The organism is Pedobacter sp. 01N310 (genome assembly GCF_056399805.1).
In genome coordinates this window covers 353716-378805 of the sequence record NZ_JBFTSB010000001.1, presented here as the reverse complement: position 1 = coordinate 378805, position 25090 = coordinate 353716, and the positions used below count along the sequence as shown (strand labels likewise).

Below are 25090 nucleotides of genomic sequence, written 5' to 3'. Positions count from 1 at the left end.
TCTGTTTTAAAACACCCTCGGCGTTGCCATTCTGATGTTTGATCTGATGAAGGAATAAGCGATCGAAATCTCATGCGTTCCGCTACTATAGCCCTGTAAAGGACCTATTGAGAAATCGTAACCATAACCGATCCTGATTTTATCTGATGGAAAAATCTGTATTGCTGCAACAGCAGAGTTTCGGGGTGTAAGGTCTCGCTGCAGATAACTTTTATCATACAGTTTTACTCCGGTCCGGTAGGAACCGCCAACCCACAGATATTCTTTAATCAATAAGAATGCATTTACATCTAAACTGGTTGGGCCGCCACGGTCATCCTTTAACAGAAATGAGGGTTTGATCTGAAAATCTTCCGAAAGTGGGAACAGTGCTCCGGCTGTAAGGTAATAATGTGGTTTAGGCTGTGGGATAAAAGCATAACGATCGATATTGATGTAAGTGGCAATCAGGTTATCTACCGAAAAACCAGCATAGTATTTGTCGTTTGCAAAATAAACCCCTGCCCTGGCATCGGGCACAATGGTACTTTGCACCCCTACTGGTTGATTAGGTTCTGGATTGTTTGGATTGAGCATAGAACCATCGATACCCAACTGCACCATTCCAACGCCAAGGCCAAGCGCCAATCTCGAACTGCCATCATCATTCATCCTGATGCGGTACGAATAATTACCGTAAATGCTCAGGTTGGTCTGTGCGCCAAGTTTATCGCTCGCTACCTGAAGGGCCAAGCCTACGTTACCGCTGTTTGCAATGGCATCTACCGCCAACGACATGCTTCTCGGTGCCCCGGTTATCCCCGTCCACTGGCTCCGGTAAAAGCTATGCACATTCAGTACTTCTTTGTAGCCTGCATAAGCTGGATTGATGTAAATTCCGTTAAACATATACTGACTGTACTGGGCGTCCTGTTGTGCGGATGCCGGCCTCGAAAGCAATAAAAACGAACCCGCTATTAACAATATTAATTTCTTCATCATCTTAATATCTTAAAGTGCAGCCCGATTTTAAAAACCTGACTGCACTAAGCCTCTTATCTTATTTTTTAAACGCTCTGATTAATGTAATGTAACCTTTAAACACTTCGTACTGATCGCTTCCTGCTTTTTTAACACGCAATAAGTAGTAGTAAGTACCTTCGTTTAATCCCTCACCTGTCCAGTTGTTCTGGTAACCTTTGGCACGGAATACCTCATTGCCCCAACGGTTAACAATCTGCAGTTCGTTAACTGGGTATTGGTTAATGCCCAAGATTTCGAAGGTATCATTTATACCATCACCGTTTGGCGTAAACAGATTAGGTATGGTAAGGCCAGCGAAGTTAGCCGTTAAGGTTACCGCTGCCACATTGGTATAATAACCATAGGCATCTTTCACCCTATAAGTAAAGGTATCATCGCCGGTGTAACCAGGATCAGGTGTGTAGGTAATCGTACCGTCAGCGTTTACCGTTACTTTACCATGTTGAGGCCGGCCTACAACTTCTACTGTTAATTTATCAAGGGTAGAATTTCCAGGATCATCATTTGCCAATACATTAATGGTAACCGATTTATTTGCCACTGTACCACCAACATCATCAACCGCTTTTGGCGATTTAGGGAATGCAATAACTGTTGCAGCATTATTGTTTTCGGAGGTTCCTGAAACATCGGTTACATTAACACCACCAAGTGTTTTGGCATTTACCGTTGCGGTATTGGTTACTGTTCCCAGGTCTTTATCGGCCTGAGTTAAGGTGTATACTTCAACATCGGTTGTAGTCGCTCCCGGAGCAAGTCCACCAGTTACTGTGATCACCTTGTTGTTTAAACCAAGCTTAGCATCGGTTAAAGTAATGGTATTTAAAGTATTGGTTCCTGTGTTCTTAATTGTAAACGTATAGGTTACCTGATTACCGCTAAATGCCGCTGTTTTAACCAAAGCTATAGCACCCATCACTGGAATCTGCGTTACAGTTGCCGTATTGTTGTTTTCAGCTGTACCAGAGATATCGCTAACTGAAACATTTGCCGGTGTTTGACCAGTAATGGTTGCACTGTTGGTTACGCTTGCAGCATCTTTATCTGCTTGTGTTAACTGGTAAACATAACTATCAGTTACTGTTGCGCCTGGAGCAAGTGTGCCAGGAATTACCCTGTTTAATCCAAGTTTAGCGTCCACTAAAGTGATGATGTGCAGGGTTACATTTCCAGTATTTTTAACGCTGAAATTGTAAGTAATGCTATTTCCATCAGTACTTAGCGTACCTGTTTTAACCAGAGTGATGGTAGATGCCGGAGCAATTAACGTTACGGTAGCGTCATCAGCAGCAGGCGTACCCGGATCGTCTGATCTAGGTTTATTCAACGTACCACCGTTTGGCGTTTGTGCTGTTGCCGAAGCCTGGTTGCTAAACGAACCTGCATTTACCTCGGTTAAGGTAATGGTGTGCCTTGCGGTTACCGTAACACTTACGCCTGGTGCCAGACTTGCTATGCTAACCGGAATGATTGATCCTGCATCGGCACCGACATCTGTAACCGCCACATTTGTTAGGGTTACGTTGCCTGTATTGGTTACCACAATGTTGTAATTAATTACATCGCCAACCTTGCTCACCGTATTGGTAGCTGCTTTGGTTAAACTTATTGCTGGAGCTGCTACCAAGCTTACCGTTACCGGAATAGTTACGGTAGTAGTACCACCTTTACCATCGCTTACAGTTACAGTGAAAGTATCGTTACCCACATAACCAGAAGTTGGTGTATAAGTATAAGTACCATCAGTATTTACCACTACTGTACCATGTGCTGGCGGAGTGCTTACTGTAAAAGTTAAAGCGTCGCCATCTACATCGCTTGCGGTTATTGTTCCGCTGGCTGCTGTATTTTGCGGTGTGGTAATGGCTGGCGAAGTTGCTACTGGTGCATCATTTACCGGAGTTACAGTTACTGAAATGTTTACTGTTGTTGTACCACCCTTACCATCGCTTACTGTCACGGTGAAAGTGTCGGCACCATTATAGTTAGGTGCTGGCGTATAGGTGTATGTACCATCCTTATTTACCACAACTGTACCATGTGCAGGAGGCGTGCTTAGCGTTAAGGTAAGTGGATCACCATCTGCATCGGTAACCGTTATTGTTCCGTTAATCGGGGTATCTTCAGGAGTAGTAATGGCAGGTGCACTTGCAACAGGTGCACGGTTATCTCTAATGTTAACAGTAGCAGGTATTGTACTTGCCGTGATTAATGCATTATTTGTTGTTGCATTCATCGTTAAAATTACCGTTTCATTTCCTTCGTTAAGATTATCATTAAGTACAGGAACAGGAACTGTTACCGTTTTTTGTCCGGCAGGTATGGTTACTGTTGTACCTATTGAAGTATAATCTGCACCACTTGTTGCTGTACCTGTTACGGTATACGTAATCTGCGTATCGGTTGTTGATACGTTACTTAAAGTAAAGGTAAACTGACCAGGTGTTGAAGGTTCTGCTCCATCGGCTGTTGTGCTTACTGTAACTGTTGTATTTGATCCATCCAGAATATTAATCGTTGCAGGAGCATTGCTTACCGTTACCGCAGGATTACCCGAAACGGTTAAGGTACCAATTACGGTTTCTGTTCCTTCTACAACTGCATCAGCTGATACCGGAATCGTAATGGTTGCCGTAATTTGACCAGCAGGAATAGTGACCGTTTTGGTTACAATCGGACTGTAGTCGCTGCCTTCTGTTGCTGTGCCACCTAAGGTATAAGTAAGCTGCGTATCGGTTGCTGATGCTTTACTTAATGTTACAGTGAAGGTTCCATTTACAGGCCCACTTTCGTTACCGTTTATACCTGCGGTAATTGTTGCTATCGAAGCATCGTTATCGATAATGGTTGTGCTTGCCGCATTTGTAGCAATAGTTACCAAACCACCTGTTATATTGCTAATGCTTGCGCTAAATGTTTCGTTCGTTTCAACAATATTATCATCGTTAATTGGAACGGTAAACGTTAAGGTAGCACCGGCAGCAGCACCTGCAGGGAATGTTAATGTTCCGTTAGTGGTGGTATAGTCTAAACCAGCTATTGCCGTTCCGTTGCTTGTTGCATAATCAACTGTAAATGCATTTTGAACAGCTGCATTTAAGGTAACGGTAAAGGTAGCAGTACCTGCCGCTTCGTTAACCGTTGGACTGGTAGAGATACTCACACTCGCATCATTGTTATCGGCAATATTGATTGTTGCTACAACATTGCTCACACTTACTGCTGGGTTTCCAGCGCTGGTTAATGTAGCTATAACTGTTTCAGTACCCTCAACAACCGCATCTGTTAATACCGGAATGCTAATGGTCGCTGTGGTTTGACCCGCAGGGATGATAATGGTTTTGGTAATCGCAGTATAATCGCTGCCCTCGGTTGCTGTACCTCCTAAAGTATAAGTAATCTGGGTATCGGTGGCGGATGCTTTACTTAATATTACGATGAACGTTCCGTTTGCAGGGCCGTTTTCGTTACCATCAATACCTGCCGTAATGGTAGCCACTGCAGTATCGTTATCAATAATGGTAGTGGTTACCGTACCCGTAACAATGGTTACCAATCCACCTGAAACATTATTAATTGTACCACTAAAGGTTTCGTTCGGTTCAACAATACTGTCATCATTTATTGGAACGGTAAACGTTAGGCTTGTGCCCGCAGCAGCACCAGCAGGGAATGTTAACGTTCCGCTGGTTGTGGTATAATCGAAGCCTGCAGTTGCAGTTCCATCACCAGTAGTGTAAGCTACCGTAAATGCATTTTGAACAGCAGCACTTAGTGTTACTGTAAACGTGGCTGTTCCTGCCGACTCATTAATGATTGGATCAGTTGAAATACTTACTGTTGCCGTATTGTTATCAATAATATTAATACTAGCCGGAACATTACTGATTGTAATTAAAGGATTACTAGAAGTTAGCAATCTAGCAATAACCGTTTCAGTACCTTCCACCATTGCATCGGTTAATACCGGAATGGTAATCGTTCCAGTAGTTTGACCTGCAGGAATGGTAATGGTTTTGGTTACAATTGTGCTATAATCGCTGCCTTCAGTTGCTGTTCCTGTTAAGCTATACGTAAGCTGTGTATCGGTAGCTGATGGATTATTCAAGGTAACTGTAAATGTTCCGTTAACCGGTCCGTTTTCATTTCCTGATGTACCTGGCGTTATCGAAGCAATTGAAGAACCACTATCGGTAATATTCACTGTTGCAGGTATAGTGCTGGCAATGATCGAACCGTTGTTCGTCGCGGCATTCATGGTTAAGATAACCGTTTCCGTTCCTTCCACAATATTATCATTTAATACCGGTACCGATACAGTTGCCGTAGTCTGTCCGGCTGGAATAGTTACGCTATTACCAATAGCTGTATAATCGGTTCCGCTGATCGCCGTTCCACTTAGCGCATAGGTAATTTTGGTATCGGTGGTCGATATACGATTTAACGTAAAGGTAAACTGACCTGATGTAGCAGGCTCGGCTCCATCTGCTGTTGCAGATACTGTTACCATAGCATCTGTATTATCTGTAATGTTAATGGTTGCCGGTGTACCGCTTACTGTTACCAATGGATTTCCAGAGCTCGTCAATGTCGCAATAACAGTTTCGGATCCTTCAACAATTGCATCGGCCGATACTGGAATAGTAATTATTCCAGTGGTTTGACCAGCAGGAATGGTGATGGTTTTGGTTACAATTGAAGCGTAATCACTTCCTTCAGTTGCTGTTCCACTTAAAGTATATGTAATCTGGGTATCGGTAGATGCTGGTTTACTCAAAGTAACTGTAAATGTTCCGTTTACTGGCCCACTCTCGTTTCCTGAAGTACCTGGCATAATACTTGCCATAGACGAGTCGTTATCGGTAATGGTTACCGTTGCAATACCGTCTGCAATGGTTACCAGTCCACCAGTTACATTACTGATTAATCCGTTGAAAGTTTCGCTTGGTTCTACCAGATTATCATCAATAACCGGCACAGTAAAGGTTAAGCTCGAACCTGCTGCAGAACCTGCAGGGAACGTTAATGTTCCGCTGGTTGCAACATAATCTAAGCCAGCAACTGCTGTTCCGTTCGACGTATTATAATCAACACTAAATGCATCCTGTACTGCTCCGCTTAAGGTTACGGTAAAGGTTGCCGTGCCTGAAGCTTCATCTACATTGGTTTGGAATAGTGAGATACTCGCAGCTACCGAATTGTTATCCAGAATATTAATGGTTGCAGGCGTATTGTTTACCGTTACCAAAGGATTATTGGTATTTGTTAAGGTAATCACCACCGTTTCATTTCCTTCTACCACTAAATCAGTTACCACAGGGATCGTTATTGTTCCTAAAGTTTGACCAGCTGGTATGGTAATGGTTCGGGTAATCGCGGCATAATCGTTGCCTTCGGTAGCTGCTCCGCCAACAGTGAAAGTAATCTGGGTATCAGTAGATGATGGATTACTTAATGTCACGGTATATGATCCGTTTACTGGTCCGTTTTCATTTCCATTTGTACCCGCTGTGATGGTTGCTACTGAAGTGTCGTTATCTGTAATGGTTACAGTTGCCGATGATGTACCAAGGGTAACTACGCCACCCGTAACATTGCTTAGTGCGGCACTTAATGTTTCTGATGGTTCAACGATGTTATCATCATTAATTGGAACCGTGAACGTTAATGTTGCACCTGCCACTGAATTTGCAGGAAAAGTTAAAGTTCCACTAGTGGGTGTATAATCTGCACCTGATGTTGCGGTACCATTGGCAATAGCATAATTCACGCTGAAGCCATTCTGTACGGCATTGCTTAAAGTCACAGTAAAGGTTGCTGTACCTGCGTTTTCATTAATTATTGGAGTGGTTGATAGGTTTACTTTAGCCACATCTTCATCAATGATATTAATTGTTGCCGTTGTGTTATTCACCGTAATTACCGGATTGCTTGAAGCTGTTAAGGTCGCAATTACCGTTTCGGTACCTTCGGCCAATACATCTGCCATTACCGGAATAGTAATGGTTCCTGTGGTTGCACCTGCAGGGATGATGATTGTTTTGGTAACGGCACCATAATCGGCACTTTCTGTTGCTGTTCCGCTTAAGGTGAAAGTTAATGTTGTTGGTGTAGCTGATGGATTACTTAGCGTAACATTAAACACTCCATTTACAAGACCATTTTCATTGGCATTGGTACCAGCAGTGATGGTTGCCACCGCGCTATCATTATCCGCAATATTTACAATTGCCGGACTTGCACCGATAGCAACTTCTGCCCCAACCACATTACTTAATCCAACGGTAAACGATTCTGAATTTTCAATCAGGTGATCATCAATTATCGGAATAACTACATTGAACACTGTACCTGCCGGCGAATTTGGCGGGAAGGTTATGGTTCCACTGGTTGAGGTGTAATCTAATCCAGATAGCGCTGTTCCGTTTGCTGTTTTATAATCAACAGTAAAGCTATTTTGAACTGCAATATTTAAGGTAACCGATAAAGTAACGGTACCAATTGCCTCGCCAATGCTGGCTGCGTTGATCGAAATACTTACGTTAGCTGTATTGGCATCGAGAATATTGATGCTTGCGGGCGTGGTATTTATTGTAATGGCAGGATTATTCGACGTACCCAAGGTAGCAATAACCGTTTCGGTACTTTCTGCTACTGCATCAACAATTACAGGAATACCGATTGTTCCGGTAGTTTGACCTGCAGGGATCGTAATCGTTTTGGTTACGATGTTAGTGTAATCGGCTCCCTCTGTTGCGGTTCCGCCCAAAGTATAGGTAATCTGTGTATCGGTAGCCGATGGATTACTTAAGGTTACTATAAATGTTCCGCTCACCGGACCAGTTTCGCTACCATTTGTACCTGGGGCAATGCTGGCCACAGCAGTATCGTTATCTGTAATGGTAACATTACTTGTTGACGTTCCTATGGTTACAAATCCACCTTGAATATTGCTTAGTACAGCACTCAAAGTTTCTGATGGCTCAACCAGATTATCATCACTAATCGGAACCGTGAACGTTAATGTTGCACCTGCCGGCGAATTTGCAGGGAATATCAATGTACTTGTAGTAGCGGTATAATCTAAACCAGCTGTAGCTGTTCCATCTACCGTTTTATAATCAACACTGAATGAGTTTTGTACTGCTGTACTTAAAGTAACCGTAAAGGTTGCCGTTCCAGCCGCTTCATTTATTGTTGGTGTGCTAGAAATGCTTATGGTAGCGGTATTGTTATCGAGAATATTAATGTTAGCAGGATTATTATTTACACTAACCAATGGGTTGTTTGAAGTACCCAAAGTAACTACAACCGTTTCTGCTCCTTCTACTACCGCATCTGCCAATACCGGAATAGTAATGCTTCCCGTAGTTTGACCAGCTGGAATGGTGATGGTTTTCACAATTGTGGTATAATCAATTCCTTCCGTTGCTGTTCCTCCTACGGTATAAGTCAGCTGTGTATCGGTTGCCGATGGATGACTTAAGGTTACCGTAAATGTTCCATTTAGCGGACCGTTCTCATTACCATTTGTTCCTGCCGTAATAGTGGCAATCGCGGTATCGTTATCCGTAATATTAACCGTTGCTGGTGTTGTACTTGCAGTAATAGAAGTATTGTTTGTTGTGGCAAGCATGGTTAACACCACAGTTTCGGTTCCTTCTACCAGGTCATCATTCAATACCGGCACACTCACCGTAGCAGTTGTTTGTCCTGCCGGAATGGTTACCGTTGTACCAATTGAGCTATAATCGGTTCCGCTTGTGGCAGTTCCATTTACCGAATAAGTAATCTTTGTATCTGTTGTAGAAACATGACTCAGGGTAAAAGTAAACTGACCTGCAGTAGTTGGCTCTGCACCATTGGCAGTAGCCGTTACCGTTATTGTTGCGGTGGTATTATCGGCGATATTGATACTTGCAGGTGTATTGCTTACCGTTACCAACGGATTACCAGAGTTAGTTAAGCTAACCACAACGGTTTCTGTTCCTTCAACAATATTATCGGTTAATACCGGGATAGTAATAGTACCAGTAGTTTGTCCGGCTGGGATAGTGATCGTTTGCGTTACAATCGGACTATAATCGCTACCCTCTGTTGCTGTACCAGCAAAAGTATAAGTAATGGTGGTTGGCTGTGATGATGGATTGCTTAAGGTAACTACAAATGTCCCATTCACCGGACCATTTTCAGCACCATTTGTTCCAGCAGCAATAGTGGCAACCGAACTATCATTATCAATAATGTTAACTGTAGCTGGCGTTGTACTTGCTGTAATTGAAGCATTATTGGTTGCAGCAGCCATAGTTAAAATAACTGTTTCCGTGCCTTCTGCAATATTATCATCCAGTACCGGTACACTTACTGTTGTAATGGTTTGTCCGGCAGGGATGGTTACCGTTGTTCCGATTGAGCTATAATCGCTGGTACTTGTAGCCGTTCCGGTTACGGTATAGCTAATTTGTGTATCAGTAGTAGCTACATTACTTAAGGTAAAGGTAAACAAACCTGGTGTTGCAGGTTCTGCCCCATTCGTTGTAGCAGCTACGGTTACGGTAGCGGTAGTATTATCGATAATATTAATGCTTGCAGGCGTATTACTTATGGTTACCAATGGGTTGCTCGAGTTGGTTAAAGTTGCTATTACGGTTTCGGTACCCTCTACAGTATTATCGGTTAATACCGGGATGGTTATCGTTCCTGTGGTTTGTCCAGCTGGAATGGTAATCGTTTTCGTTACCACCGTACTGTAATCGCTACCTTCTGTCGCTGTTCCGACTAAAGTGTAAGTTAAGGTAGTTGGTTGAGAAGATGGATTACTTAGTGTAACCGTAAAGGTTCCGTTTGAAGGGCCGTTTTCGTTACCTGGTGTGCCTGCAGTAATGGAGGCCACTGAAGTATCATTATCTGTAATATTAACTGTTGCAGGCGTAGTACTAGCCGTGATTGAAGCATTGTTTGTGGCAGCTGCCATAGTCAAAATAACCGTTTCAGTACCTTCTGCAATGTTATCGTTCAATACCGGTACACTTACTGTTGCTGTTGTTTGTCCGGCAGGGATAGTTACTGTTAATCCGATTGCGGTATAATCTACTCCGCTTGTGGCGGTTCCACCAACACTATACGTAATCTGTGTATCAGTTGTTGATACATTACTTAAGGTAAAGGTAAATAAACCTGGTGTAGTTGGCTCTGCCCCATCGGTTGTTGCCGCAACACTTACCGTTGCTGTAGTATGATCAGCAATATTAATGCTTGCAGGACTATTGTTTATTGTTACCAATGGGTTTCCAGAGGTAGTTAATGTAGCCAATACAGTTTCTGTTCCTTCTACTATTGCGTCGGTTAATACCGGAATGGTAATGGTCGCTGTAGTTTGTCCCGCTGGGATAATGATGGTTTTTGTTATGGTGGTGTAATCGCTTCCTTCGGTTGCAGTTCCAGCTAAAGTATAGGTAAGCTGTGTATCCGCTGATGATGGATTACTTAAAGTCACCGTAAATGTTCCGTTTACAGGTCCATTCTCATCGCCTGATGTCCCGGCGGTAATAGTGGCTTCTGAAACATCATTATCAACAATAGTTGCAGTTGTTGTAGCATTGCTGATTAACACCACACCACCAGTAATATTGCTTAATGCTGCGCTAAAAGTTTCAGCCAGCTCAGCAATATTATCATCGTTTATCGGAACCGTAAAGGTTAAGGTAGCACCTGCTGCAGAATTTGCAGGGAAGCTTAAAGTTCCGGCCTTAGTGCTATAATCTGATCCTGCAATTGCAGTTCCATCCGTTGTTGCATAATCAACAGTAAATGCATCTTGAACCGCATTGTTTAAGGTTACGGTAAAGGTTGCTGTTCCATCAGCTTCGTTAACCGTCGGTGTAGTGGAAATACTTACACTTGCTGTATTGGCATCAAGGATATTGATCGATGCAGCTGTTGTACTAATGCTTACGGATGGATTGCTTGAGCTAGCCAAAATTGCTATAACGGTTTCAATACTTTCGCTAACGGCATCAACTAACACAGGGATGGTGATGGTTCCTACAGTCTGACCTGCAGGAATAGTAATGGTTTTGGTCACAATGGCCGAGTAATCACTTCCTTCGGTGGCTGTGCCGCCTAAAGTATAGGTAAGCTGTGTATCGGTAGATGATGGATTACTTAAAGTTACCGTAAATGTTCCGTTTACCGGACCGGTTTCATCGCCGTTTAAACCTGCTGTTATGGTAGCTACCGAAGTATCGTTATCGGTAATGGTAACTGTAGCAATTGCAGTTCCGATGGTTACCAATCCACCGGTAACATTGCTTATTGTTCCATTGAAAGTTTCATTTGGTTCAACAAGGTTATCGTTGTTGACAGGAACGCTAAAGGTCAAAGTTGCTCCGGCAGCAGATCCCGCAGGGAAAGTTAATGTTCCATTGGTTGTGGTATAGTCTAAGCCTACACCTGCTATTGCTGTTCCATTGGTGGTAGCATAATCAACTGTAAATGCGTTCTGAACTGCCGCACTTAAAGTAACCGTGAACGTTGCTGTTCCATCGGCTTCGTTTATACTGCTTGGTGTTGCCGAAATACTTACTGTAGCTGTATTATTATCAAGGATGTTGATGTTTGCAGGCGTATTGCTTACCGTTACCAATGGATTTCCTGATGTTGCCAATGCAGCAATCACGGTTTCTGTTCCTTCCACTACTGCATCGCTTAATACTGGAATGGTAATCGTTCCAGTAGTTGAACCCGCAGGAATGGTAATGGTTTTGGTTACGATTGCAGTATAATCACTGCCTTCGGTTGCTGTCCCATTTAAAGTATAGGTAATCTGCGTATCTGTTGAAGATGGATTACTTAAGGTTACCGTAAATGTACCGTTCACAGGTCCGTTTTCATTTCCTGTTGTACCCGCCGTAATTGTTGCAACTGAGCTATCATTATCGATAATATTTACGGTTGCAGGTACTGTGCTTGCCGTAATTGAAGCATTATTGGTTGCAGCAGTCATGGTTAAGATTACCGATTCGGTACCTTCTGCGATATTATCTTCCAACACTGGTACAGATACCGTAACCGTGGTTTGTCCGGCCGGGATGGTTACTGTGGTGCCTATCGAAGTGTAATCTGCTCCACTATTTGCTGTTCCGCCTACCGAATAGGTAATCTGGGTATCTGTTGTTGATACATTGCTTAAGGTAAACGTAAACTGACCAGGCGCAGTTGGTTCGGCACCATCGGCACTTGCAGCAACCATTACCGTGGCTGTTGTATTATCAATAATATTAATGCTTGCCGAGATATTGCTTACCGTAACAGCAGTATTATTACTAGCGGTTAAAGTAGCCACTGCAGTTTCAATACCTTCTACCAGTGCATCGGTTAATACCGGAATAGTAATGGTTCCAGTGGTTTGACCTGCAGGGATAGTGATTGTTTTGGTTACAATATTACTGTAATCACTTCCTTCAGTTGCTGTTCCACTTAGGGTATAAGTAAGCTGTGTATCAGTTGCCGATGGATTACTTAATGTTACCGTAAAGGTTCCGTTTACCGGTCCGTTTTCGTTTCCTGATGTTCCTGCTGTAATGGTGGCTACCGAAGTATCGTTATCAGTAATAGTAACTGTAGCCGTACTGGTGGCAATGGTTACCAAACCACCTGTTACATTACCGATGGTGGCATTAATGGTTTCGTTAGGCTCAACAATATTATCGTTCGCAATCGGAACGGTAAAGGTTAAAGTTGCACCTGCCAACGATCCCGCAGGGAAGTTTAGGGTACCTGTTGCGGCAGTATAATCGTTGCCTGCAATAGCGGTACCGTTCGAAGTAGCATAATCGACAGTAAAACCTGCCTGAACCGCATTACTTAAGGTTACGGTATAGGTAGCTGTTCCTGCTGCTTCATCAATACTGGCTGGCGTGGCAGAAATACTCACCGTAGCCACATCATTATCATTAATGGTTCCGATTCCTTCCGCCTGTGAAATACTAACCGGAGCAGTAGCTCCGCTTAAAGTTACTTTGAACCTTTCAGTGTTTTCAGTGATGTTATCGTTTGTTATCGGAATAAGAATGCTTTGTGTTGCACCTGAAACCGATCCTGCAGGGAAAGTAACTACTCCCGTTTGAGCGATATAATCGGCTCCTGCAATTGCAGTATCATTAGAAGTTGCATAATTTACTGAAAGGGCATCTTGTATATTTCCGGTCAATGTTACGGTGAAGGTCATGTTGCCAACGTTTTCTAAAGCAGAAACACTGTTAATGGCCACACTTGCTGCATCATCATCGATAATGCTGGCTGTTCCGGTTGCCCCTGCTGCAGGAATAGTTACTGCCGATCCGGCACTTATGCTGTTTAATGTTACCGTAAAGGTTTCGGTACTTTCGGTAATGGCATCATTAATCACCGGAATATTGAAAGTCTGCGTAGCGCCGTTAACAGAACCGGCAGGAAAAGTTACACTACCTGTTGTGGCAGTATAATCAGAACCAGCTAATGCCGTTCCATTTGCAGTTGTATAATTCACCGTAAATGCATCCTGAACGTTACCAGTTAAGGTTACTGTAAATGTTGCATTACCTCCATTTTCTGCTAATGATATGCTGTTGATTGCAACAGTTGCCTGATCGTTATCGGCAATATTTACGGTTGCAGGAATGGTACCCGCTGTAATGGCCGGGTTGTTAGTTGCGGCCGTCATGGTTAAAATAACGGTTTCTGTTGGCTCCACAAAAGTATCATCTTGCACCAGCACCTGTACGGTTTTACTGGTTTGTCCAGCCGGGATAGTTACCGTTGTACCAAGCGAAGTATAATCAGTTCCGTTGCTTGCTGTTCCGCTTACTGCAAAAGTAACCTGTGTATCAGTTGTAGCAGCATTACTTAATGTGAAGGTAAACAAACCTGGCGTACCTGGTTCTGCACCATCATTCGTGGCGGCTACTGTTATTGTTGCCGTTGTATTATCGGTAATATTAATTGTTGCCGTTTTATCAGCTGGGATTGGCGAAATACTTACCAATGCACTGGTTGTAGATACGAGGGTTGCCACCACTGTTTCTGCTCCTTCAACCAATAAATCGGTTCTAACTGGAATGGTGATGGTTCCTGTAGTCTGCCCTGCCGGGATAATAATCGTTTTGCTTATGGTTGTATAATCATTTCCTTCTGTTGCCGTACCACCTAAAGTATAGGTAATCTCAGTATCAGTTGAAGATGGATTACTTAAGCTTACCGTAAAGGTTCCGTTTATAGGTCCGTTTTCATTTCCTGATGTTCCTGCTGTAATCGCTACCGTTGCCGCATCGTTATCTACAATGGTCGCAGTAGCCGTAGCATTACTGATAATAACCACACCTCCAGTAATTCCACTCAGTGTAGCGCTAAAGGTTTCGGATGCTTCGGCAATATTATCATTGTTTATCGGAACTGTAAAAGTTAATATACTTCCTGCCGCAGCATTTGTCGGGAAGTTTAATGTTCCGATTGTAGTGGTGTAATCTAAACCTGCCAAAGCAGTACCATCGGTTGTACTGTAATTTACACTGAACGGGTTTTGAACCGCATTGTTCAGCGTAACTGTAAAGGTTGCGGTGCCTGCTGTTTCATTAATGGTAGGCGTAGTCGAAATACTAATACTCGCCGTATTGGCATCAATAATATTGATACTTGCTGGCGTTGTATTTACGGTTACCGCACTGTTCGAAGTGGCTAAAGTCGCAATTACCGTTTCTGTATTTTCGGTAACAGCATCAGGCTGAACATCGATGGTAATGGTTGCTGTAGTTTGACCAGCAGGAATAGTAATGGTTTTGGTTACTATCGTCGAGTAGTCGGTTCCTTCGGTTGCAGTTCCACCTAAAGTATAAGTAAGTTGTGTATCGGTTGATGCCGGATTGCTTAAGGTTACCACAAAGGTTCCTTTTATTGGTCCCGTTTCGTTACCGTTTACACCTGCAGCAATGGTAGCAACAGAAGTATCGTTATCGGTAATGGTTACCGGAGCAATTGCAGTTCCGATGGTTACCAATCCGCCGGTTACACCAGTTAAGGTTCCATTAAAAGTTTCGCTCGGTTCAACTAAATTATCGTTATTAATCGGAACGGTAAATGTTAAAGTAGCACCCGCAGGAGAATTTGCAGGGAAATTTAAGGTTCCGCTGGTGGCAGTATAATCCAGGCCAGCAACTGCTGTTCCATTTGTGGTAGCGTAAGTAACATCAAATGCACTTTGAACGGCACTACTTAAAGTTACCGTAAATGTAGCTGTTCCCGCAGCCTCATCAATACTGGTTGGACTAGTTGAAATGCTAACTGTTGCCGTATTGTTATCCAGAATATTAATACTTGCCGTTTTACTAGCTGGTGCTGTAGTAATGCTTACCAAGGCACTGTTTGAAGCAAGGAGACTGGCAATAACCGTTTCCGTTCCTTCTACAGCCAAATCTGTTTTAACAGGTATGGTAATTGTTCCGCTAGTTTGTCCGGCAGGAATGGTGATCGTTTTGGTTACAATGGTATCGTAATCTGCTCCTTCTGTTGCTGTTCCAGCCAAAGTATACGTAATTTCCGTATCTGTAGATGATGGATTACTTAAGCTTACCGTGAATGTTCCGTTAACAGGCCCGTTTTCATTTCCTGTGGTTCCGGCCGTAATGGTTGCAATTGAGCTATCATTATCGGTGATGGTTGCAGTGGCTGTTCCGGTAGCAATGGTTACCAGATTCCCTGTTACATTGCTTAATGTTGCAGCGAAAGTTTCGCTTAGCTCTACCAGATTATCGTTCGTAATCGCAACAGTAAAGGTTTGAGTAGCTCCTGCAGCTGATCCGGCCGGGAAAGTAATGGTTCCGTTTTTAGCAGTATAATCTGCTCCTGCAGTGGCAGTGCCATCTACAGTGCTATAATCAACTGTAAATTCATCTTGAATGGCATTACTTAAGGTTACCGTAAAGGTAGCCGTTCCTGCAGCTTCGCCATAACTGTTTGGTGTTGCCGAAATACTTACCGTTGCAGCATCGTTATCGGTAATGGTGGCTGTTCCGGTTGCTGTAGCAATGGTTGTTGGCCCGGTTATTCCTGAAAGTGTCGCTGTAAAAGTTTCGCTAGTTTCGGTAATATTATCGTTGATCACCGGAATGGTAAAAGTTTGCGTAGCGCCACTTACCGATCCTGCCGGGAAGGTAACCGTTCCAGTAGTTGTGGTATAATCGCCCGGTTGAACTGCTGTGCCATCGGCAGTAGCAAAATTAACCGTGAAGCTGTTCTGTACTGATCCTGTTAAGGTTACCGTGAAGGTGGCTAAACCGCCGGTAATGTTTTCAGCAACCGAAATATTGTTGATGGCAATAGAAGCGTTATCGTTATCAACAATTGATGTGTTTACACTTGCATTGCCTAAAGATGCCGGACCGGTAATCGATCCTATAGAAACTGTATAATCTTCTGTATTTTCAAGAATATTATCATCAACTATGGCCACAGGGAAAGTGATGGTACCACTTGCTGCCCCAACAACCGATCCCGCTGGGAAAGTAACGGTCGAGCTGCTAAAGTTATAATCTGCAGCATTTGTGGTATTTGGCGTTATTCCGGTAACCACAGTTACTGGCGATGCTAGGGTTGTTCCGGCTGTTCCCGTAAGGGTAACCGTATAATTAACCGCTCCTGCATTTTCATTAACCGATGTTGGTCCTGATAATACCACAGTTGGATAGATACTCACATTAACCGTAATCGGATCGCTCACTACCCCATCAGCTGTTGTTAAAGTATAAGTATAACTATCCGTTCCGGTATAACCTGCATTTGGTGTATAAGTAACTTTTCCGGTTGCATCAACTGTGGTTGTACCATGTGCACCATTCCCTGCTAATACAGTTGTATTGGTAGCTGTTGCACCATCATTGGTTTTAACATCGGTAGTAACCGGTGTGTTTACCAAGGTGTTTGCGTTGTCTGTTAGTCCTACAGGTTTAATTGAAATGATAAAAGTTTGTGCTGCACTTTGGTCTACACCGCCATTTGCGGTACCTCCATTATCACTTAACACTACAGTTACAGTAACCTTGCCAGCAAAGTTTCCTGAAGGTGTATAAGTTAAGTTTCCAGAGGCATCGATAGCAGGTTGTACCGTAAACGAGGTGCCACTGTTATTACTCACTACAAAGTTGACCGTTTGGTTTGCAACTTCATCAGCCGGACCAGCCGCTATAGCTGTAGCCCAATTATTTACGGTTTGCGCACCAGCGGCCGCATTCACCAGCTGATCTGCTCCTTTTACAAATGAAGGTGCGTCGTTTATTGGATTTATTGTAATGTTGACATTTTTAATAGCATTGGCGTAAGCTGTTCCATCAGAACCATTCCAGTTGAAACTAGACGAACCATTAAAATTGGCATTAGGTACGAATGTTATTTTATCTAAATCGGCCCTATTTATTTCCTGTCCTGTAGTAATGTCTACCCCATTTAATTTAAGTAGACCATTAGCAGGAAGGCTTACGATCTGAATTTTTGTTAAGACATCGTTTTCCACATCGGTAAAACGATCGGTAAAATCTGTTAGAGTAAAAGGGATAACTGCATCTTCATCTCCTGTTTTACCAAAATCATCAACAACTGGCTGATCATTTACCGGGGTAACCAATATATTAACACTACCAATTGCTGAGTATGATGTACCATCGTTTCCGGCCCAGTTAAAACTAACATTTCCATTAAAGTTTAGTGCCGGAATAAAAACCAGATTAGAAATTTCGGACACCAATATTTCCTGGCCAGAAGATACTACAGAACCATTTAGCAATAGTGTACCCTGTACATTTGGAGGAAGATTTGACACCTGTATTTTTGATAAGGCATCTCCTTCCAGGTCACTAAAATTGCTGGTAAAGTTTGCTAACGTAAATGACAGGTTAACATCTTCTACAGTAGTTAAATTAATATTGGTAATAGTTGGTACATCATTAACCGGCGCAATAATAATGTTTACATCATTTTGTGCAGTTGCATATGCTGTACCATCGCTTCCGTTCCATTTAAAGGTAACTGAACCATTAAAGTTCGCCGCAGGAACAAATGTAATGTTCGCCAAATCTGCCACTGCTATTTCTTGCCCGGCAACAATATTAGTTCCGTTAAGTTTCAACACTCCCTGAGTAGCAGGAGGCAGCGATACAACTTGAATTTTGGCTAATGGGTCTCCATCAGCATCTGTGAAATTACTGGTAAAATCGCTTACTGCAAAGGTTAATGTTATATCTTCCGCCCCAGCTTTCGATACCGCAGTAATTACCGGATTATCGTTAACGGCGGTGATATTAATGTTCACAATTGCTGGCGCATTTGCATAATCAGTTCCATCGCTACCATTATAACTAAATGATACACTACCGTTAAAGTTAGGCGCAGGCACAAAAATAAGATTGACTAAATCTGCTGCTGTAATCTCCTGTCCAACGGCCACATCTACCCCATTCAATTTAAGTATTCCTTGTGCAGCTGGAGGTAAAGTTAACACCTGTATTTTAGCTAATGTGCCATCTACATCTGTAAATTGACTGGTAAAATCTGTTGTTGTAAAAACAACATTGATATCTTCAGTTCCATTTTTAGCAACATTGGCTACTGAAGGAATATCGTTGACCGGCTGAATACTTAATGTTACCGTTTTTGTATCGCTTAACGCTGGCCCGCCTGTATTACCTTGATCGTTAATATTTACAGTTAAGGTAACATTGCCATTTGCGTTTGCAAAAGGCGCATAGGTTACTTTATTGGCTGCAATAAAACTATTAATTGCACTTATGCTTCCTGTAATCGTTATTGCATTAGTACCCGTTCCAGCAATGGCTATGCCCGCTTCGCTAATGGCGGTTAAAGTTCCCTGTCCGGATGGAACGCTCCATGTAACTACAACGTTCAGATTGCCGGCATCGGCATCGGCAAAGCTGATTCCACTTACTGCATTTGGCGTATCCTCAATTATCGAAATTGAAGTTGGAACAGTTGCAATTGGTGCAATATTATAATCCTCTCTCCAATCTCTTTCTGTTGTTGCCGGAGTATCTAAGTTAGGGAATGAGGTAGGCGTTTGGCCATTTGTTGAATTATATGCAGTATCGTTATTATCAAAAGCATCATCCAAACCATCTTTATCTGCATCAGTACCCAACGCCACTATATTAGCAATACCATTATTATCGGTATCGTACGCCTCTATGGTATCGCTGTCGCCATCATTATCTGAATCTAAATCCATGTAATCTGGTTGGTCTGCACCATCTGTATTTACAACTGAAATTCCATTAGGTCCGTAAGCATCATCTAAACCATCATTATTGGCATCAACGCCTGAAGGTGTAACATAGCCGGCGGTACTCTGTGCTTCGATATTATCAGGAATACCGTCTCCATCAGAATCAAGGTCTAAGAAATTCGGAATACCATCGCCATCTATATCTGTTACCCCTTCTACCGAATCTTTAATACCGTCACCATCAGAATCTAGATCAAGGTAATTCGGAATACCATCACCGTCGTTATCTTTAACCGTTATCGGAGTACCTGAAGGATCGCCAGCTAAAGTACCCGTAGTATTATTATAATCATCGACAATATCAACAATACCGTCATTATCAAAATCATTAACTAAACCTGTCCCCACTTTTCCATCACCATCTACATCAGGTCCACCGTTTTCTATTACATCATTAATACCATCATTATCCGAATCAGGATCCAGGAAATTAGGGGTACCATCACCGTCTTTGTCTGGTGGAGTATAGCCTCCGTTTGCAGCCAAAGGAACTCCATTGGCATCTACATTAGTGGAGCCGATTAAACCGATTCCTGGCAAACCATTATTATCTGAATCTGAGCCACCAGCTTCGATTACATCTGGAATACCATCGCCATCCGAATCCAGGTCATGATAGTTCGGTAAACCATCTCTGCCACCTGTATCAAGCATGCCGTCTACAGTATCTAAAATACCATCGTTATCATCATCCAGATCAGCTCCATCAGGAATGCCATCTTTATCATAATCTGATGAACTTCTCCAATCTCTTTCTCCTCCCGGTACCTGAACATCAGGCATTGAAAGCGGTGTTTGACCTCCATTGGTGGCGTAACCTATTGGATTGGTATTTCCATTGTCATTGTCATAAATATCAGCTAACCCATCGCCATCAGCATCAGGTAATAGATCCATAATTTCATCAGGTATTAACGCACCTGTTTGATTGTTTTTAAGATCAACTTCTAATGGGCTAGTTACTGCATTTTCGAGCCAATCTCTAAATCCATCGTTTTCGGCATCAGTATCTACGTAATCGGGTGCATTACCTCCATCTACGTTAGAATAACCAGAAATAAGTCCACCATTATTTACATCATAGGCATCATCAATGCCATCCCCGTCTGTATCCGATCCAGTAGGCGCAGCATATAAAGTAGTTGGTAAACCTTCAATAATATCTATAATTCCATCGTTGTCGGCATCAATATCCAAGTAATTTGAAAGGCCATCGAAATCCCTATCTTGATTAAATAGTGGGCTAACGGTCACAAAATCTGGATCGTTTAAATCTGAAAGGCCATCTTTATCAGCATCTATAATAGGTCCGGTTCCAATAATACCATCATTTTCGCCATCTATAATATAAAAAGCGGCTTCATAGGTATCAGGTATTCCATCACCATCAGAATCGAGATCCAGATAGTTTGGCTTCCCATCTTTGTCTTTGTCCTGAATAACTAAAGGTGTCCCTCCATTGTTGGGATCAACCGCATCAGCTAATCCATCACCATCAGTATCGACAAAGGCTCCTGTACCAAAACGCCCATCCTTATCAGGATCGTTATTTGGATTTCCGTTTGATTCTATTGCATCAACGATACCATCATTATCTGAATCTATATCCAGATAATTCGGAATGCCATCATGATCAAAATCACTTGTTCCTTCTACTGTATCTGGAATACCATCATTATCATCATCTGGGTCGATGTTATCAGGAACACCATCCCTGTCAGAATCTATGTTAAGATTAACAACATTTGAAATTACAGTGGCGCAGGCATTGTCAGTTTGTGTAATTAACGCTCTATATTTATAACCTTCTATTGTACCATTTACTCCGGTAATGGTTAAGGAATTAGTTGTAGCTCCACTGTATAAACTACCATCAGTAATATTGGTAAAACTAGTTCCGTTATCAGTACTTACTTGCCATTGATATTGGCTTGTACCAGTGCCTCCAGTTGTGGCTACATTTAAAGTAACATTAGATAAAGCCCGAACATTTTGATTGATTGGCTGGGTAGTGATTGTACTCGCTGTCCCCACAGTAATGATAACCGGACTCGTGGTTGCCGATTGGCATACTGTTCCGTTTAGGGTAGATACTGTTGTTCTGCGGTATTGAGTAGTTTGGGTTAAAGCTGCTGGTGCATAAGTTGCCGATGTTGCACTTGCAATTGTATTCCATGTAGTGCCATTAGTAGAATTTTCCCAAGTATAAGTTATTGTGCCCGCCCCTGTACCATTGGCTGTAGAACTAATGGGTGTTGGGGTAGTATTGGCACAAATGGTTTGGTTAGCCGCAATAGTTCCAGGCGTAACCGCACTCTGTACAGTAACATCAAATGTAAATGTGTTGCCGCTGCAATTGTCTAAAACCGGAGTTACAGTATACCGAACTGTTGCACCGGTAGCAGAGTTGTTCACCAAAGCCTGGCTAATTGGACCACTAACGGCCGTAGTAGCATCGCTAAATCCGGTAAGGTTACTGCCGCTGATTAAGCTGGCTGTCCAGGTATATTTTAAATTTGCATTACTAGATGTTGGATTAACAGAGAATGTCCCGTTATTACAAAGCGTTGCCGGGTTACCAGCTGATGCAGAAATATTTGGTCCTATAACTGCTGTTATAGTAAATGTAGTACCACTACAGCCTGCATTAGTTGGCGTAACGGTGTACACAACCGTAGCTGTAGTTGTTCCTGTATTGGTTAAGGTTTGGACAACAGATGCGGCATTTGTTCCGCTAGTAGCACCCGTTACAGTGCCTCCGCTAGTAACAGGAGCAGACCAGGTATAAGTTGTACCGGCTGGTGCTTCAACTGGCGCAAAATTGAAAGAGCCAGATACACAGAGATTATAATTTTGGTTTGCAATAACTGGTTTTTGTGTTACACTCACCATGAATGGAGAAGATGCAGCTGCTGCACATCCGCCACCAGTTACAATTGCCCTATAAGTAGTTGTTACATTTAAATTTGTATAATTTAATGTGGTTGTTGTAGTTGCTGGCGAATAAGTAATCCAATTTGTTCCTCCATCTGTTGAATATTCCCATCTTACCACCGTTGCTGTTGTTCCACTTAAGGTTAATGCACCATTATTTCCGCTACAAACACTTGCCGTACCTGCAATAGTACCAGTTGAGGTAACAGTAATGGTATGCTCAGTCCATTGAGGAGTACATCCTGCAGCGGTAGCCCTTACTACGGCCGTTCCGGAAAATAATGCTGAAAAGGTTACCTCTCCAGTAACTGCATCGATTACGGCTTGATTTTTTGCTGTACTGATCATGTAGGTAATCCCAGTTGCATTTGTTGCTGTTGCGGTATAAAACTGGGATCCCGCACCCTGGCATCTGCTCGAAGTTGCACCAGCGGCAAATACTGGCTTTGCTACCAATCCATTTACTTGAATTGATCCAGAAGCTGATACATTTGGGCTCCCCCCTGTTGAGGTTACCACATAATCTATTGGCCCCGCAGTAATTGCAGTTGGTGTTCCTGAAATAGTTAATACCCTTGTACTACTGTTATAACTCGATGTAACTCCCGCAGGTAAGCCAGTAACATTTGCACCTGTAGCTGTTCCACCAATGGCATAAGTGATATTGGTAATGGCTGTGTTTATACATACCGTTTGCGCATCACTCGGTGGTGTAGAAGAAGAAGTTAGGGAAATTGTGGTAACTGGAACTACGGTTACAGAACTTGCATCGTTTGCAGTATTACCATCGGTTTGCGAGCCGGTAATGGTGGCTGTATTTGTGTAATTACCTGATGAATTTACTTTTGCCGTAACCACCAAGGTTGCCGAACCATTTGGCCCTAGCGACCCAATGTTCCATAATCCTGTAGTTCCGTCATAAGAAGTACCTGTTGAGGCAACGCTGCTTATAAAGGTAAAACCTGAAGGCAATAAATCTGTAACAGAAACCCCCAAAGCTGTCCCTACGCCAGTATTTGATGCACTAATCGTAAAACGAACGGTACCGTTAATAGGTGGCTTTGCATCATCAACGGTTTTAGTAACACTTCTTTCAACATTACAAAGTGCCACGGTTACGGGCACAGATTGCGCCGAAACGCCACATTCTAAAGTTGTTGTTAATGAATAAGAGCCAGATTCTGTTGGTGTAAACGTACTACCTGTTGCACCTGCTATGGCAATACCATTTAAATACCATTGAAAAGGCGCTACCGCACCTGCACCGACAGAAAGTGAAGCAGAAGCGCAATCAGGTTGTGTTAAAATGGGTGTAATAGGCTGTTCTGCCATTGGAGTTATAAAATTGGCCATAGAAACCCCAGGACTTGCCTGAATCTGTACCATTGCAGCATTCATCCTAACATCGCTAGTAAAGGTTATTGCCCCAGGCGATTGTATATTTGCATTGGTATAATCGATGATATAAATTCCACTACTACCAATCTGTCTCCTAATACCAACCCCAGCTATCGCTTCTAAATCTGTATTGTTATAATTTGTAGTTGCACTTCCTGTTGTGGTAATATAAATTTTAGCAGTTGAACTTTTAGTAGTGATATAGCCAAAATATTGTAGGTCGGCTAGATTAAGATCCCGATATTTGTATGTTTTCGCAATTAAACTTCCGCCACAGGCTGATATAGGGGCCAAAGTTAACAAATCAACTTCGCAACCAACAGCAACACCACTATAAGCCACTACGTTTTTAGTAGCCGAAATTTTTGACGTAGAATATTGAACACCTGTTTGTCCACTTCCAGTAGATCCTCCACGAATACCATTATCAACGGTTACAAAACTACCTGCTGCAATAAGTGTATAAGAATCTGTTGATACCAAGGCCCCAGCTAAATTGTAGTTTGTTACAGTAACAGTAGTATTGGGTAAAGTTGCTATAATTGTAGTTTGTTCAGCTACGTTATTTCCTCCACTACGTACCACTAAATAATCGGTACCTAACGATGTAATAGGAGGTATTGAGTTATAAACACCATCCAAACAAGCAATAGGACCATCAGCATTAGAGGAAACATTCATTACTACCTTTGCTGAACTCTCTACCAAAGACCCCATTCCAGCTTTAAACAAATAGCCTTGCCCCTTATTTAAAGTAACCAATGCAGTACCGTTTAATTTAACCGTAGTATTGTTTTCTATAGCCATTACGCTATACACAGGTTTTTTTTCTGTGGCCCCAAGGTCTATAGCTTGTTGACCACTCAATCCATTTAAATCACCATCACGGTAATAGCCCACCCTAAAGGCTGTTCCTATGGCTGCATCACCATAACTAAATAGCGAGGCATCTCCAGTTATCTGTGGGGTACTGGCAGTTCTAACATTTCTAACATTTACCGTAATGGGATTAGTTCCATCAACAATTATCCCCCTATCAGAAAGTACAGTATTTAAACCATTTAGAGGCACAGTAGTATAATCTCCAACAAACCGATAAACCGCAGGTACTGTAGGCGTTGGGCTAAGCGTAGTTAAAAGCGTGCCATCACTTTTTTTAACTGTAACTGTAGTGTTTAATGTGTTGGTGGTAACTACTAATTCATTAGCACTAGACCAATACTGCCAAAATGCTGGAGCAATATAATGGGTTTTATAAGTCTGTCCAAACGCTGTCCCAAAGTTGAAAAGAATAAAGGCTAATAAAAAAAACAGCCAGCGGCCAAAACAGCAGTTAAAATGTTTCGTTAAATTAATTTTCTTACCCAAAAAAATACGCAGATAGCGGGATAGAGAGTGTAAATTTTTATTCAT

Annotated in this window: 2 protein-coding genes; both read right to left on the bottom strand. The window is 42.5% G+C overall.

Features of this window, described 5'->3' with window-relative positions; all coding sequences use genetic code 11:
- Positions 1 to 6 precede the first annotated feature (6 nt).
- Positions 7 to 981, bottom strand: coding sequence for a PorP/SprF family type IX secretion system membrane protein (locus AC1DNH_RS01265; RefSeq protein WP_477608562.1), 975 nt, complete (start codon positions 979 to 981; stop codon positions 7 to 9).
- Positions 982 to 1039: 58 nt separating this feature from the next.
- A complete protein-coding gene (locus tag AC1DNH_RS01260) occupies positions 1040 to 25090 on the bottom strand; it encodes a Calx-beta domain-containing protein (RefSeq protein ID WP_477625088.1) in 24051 nt (8016 codons plus the stop codon).

What these genes read in the sequence shown, in the direction of transcription:
- AC1DNH_RS01265 (WP_477608562.1), bottom strand. Translation starts at nt 981, where the DNA reads ATGATGAAGAAATTAATATTGTTAATAGCGGGTTCGTTTTTATTGCTT.
- AC1DNH_RS01260 (WP_477625088.1), bottom strand. Translation starts at nt 25,090, where the DNA reads ATGAATAAAAATTTACACTCTCTATCCCGCTATCTGCGTATTTTTTTG.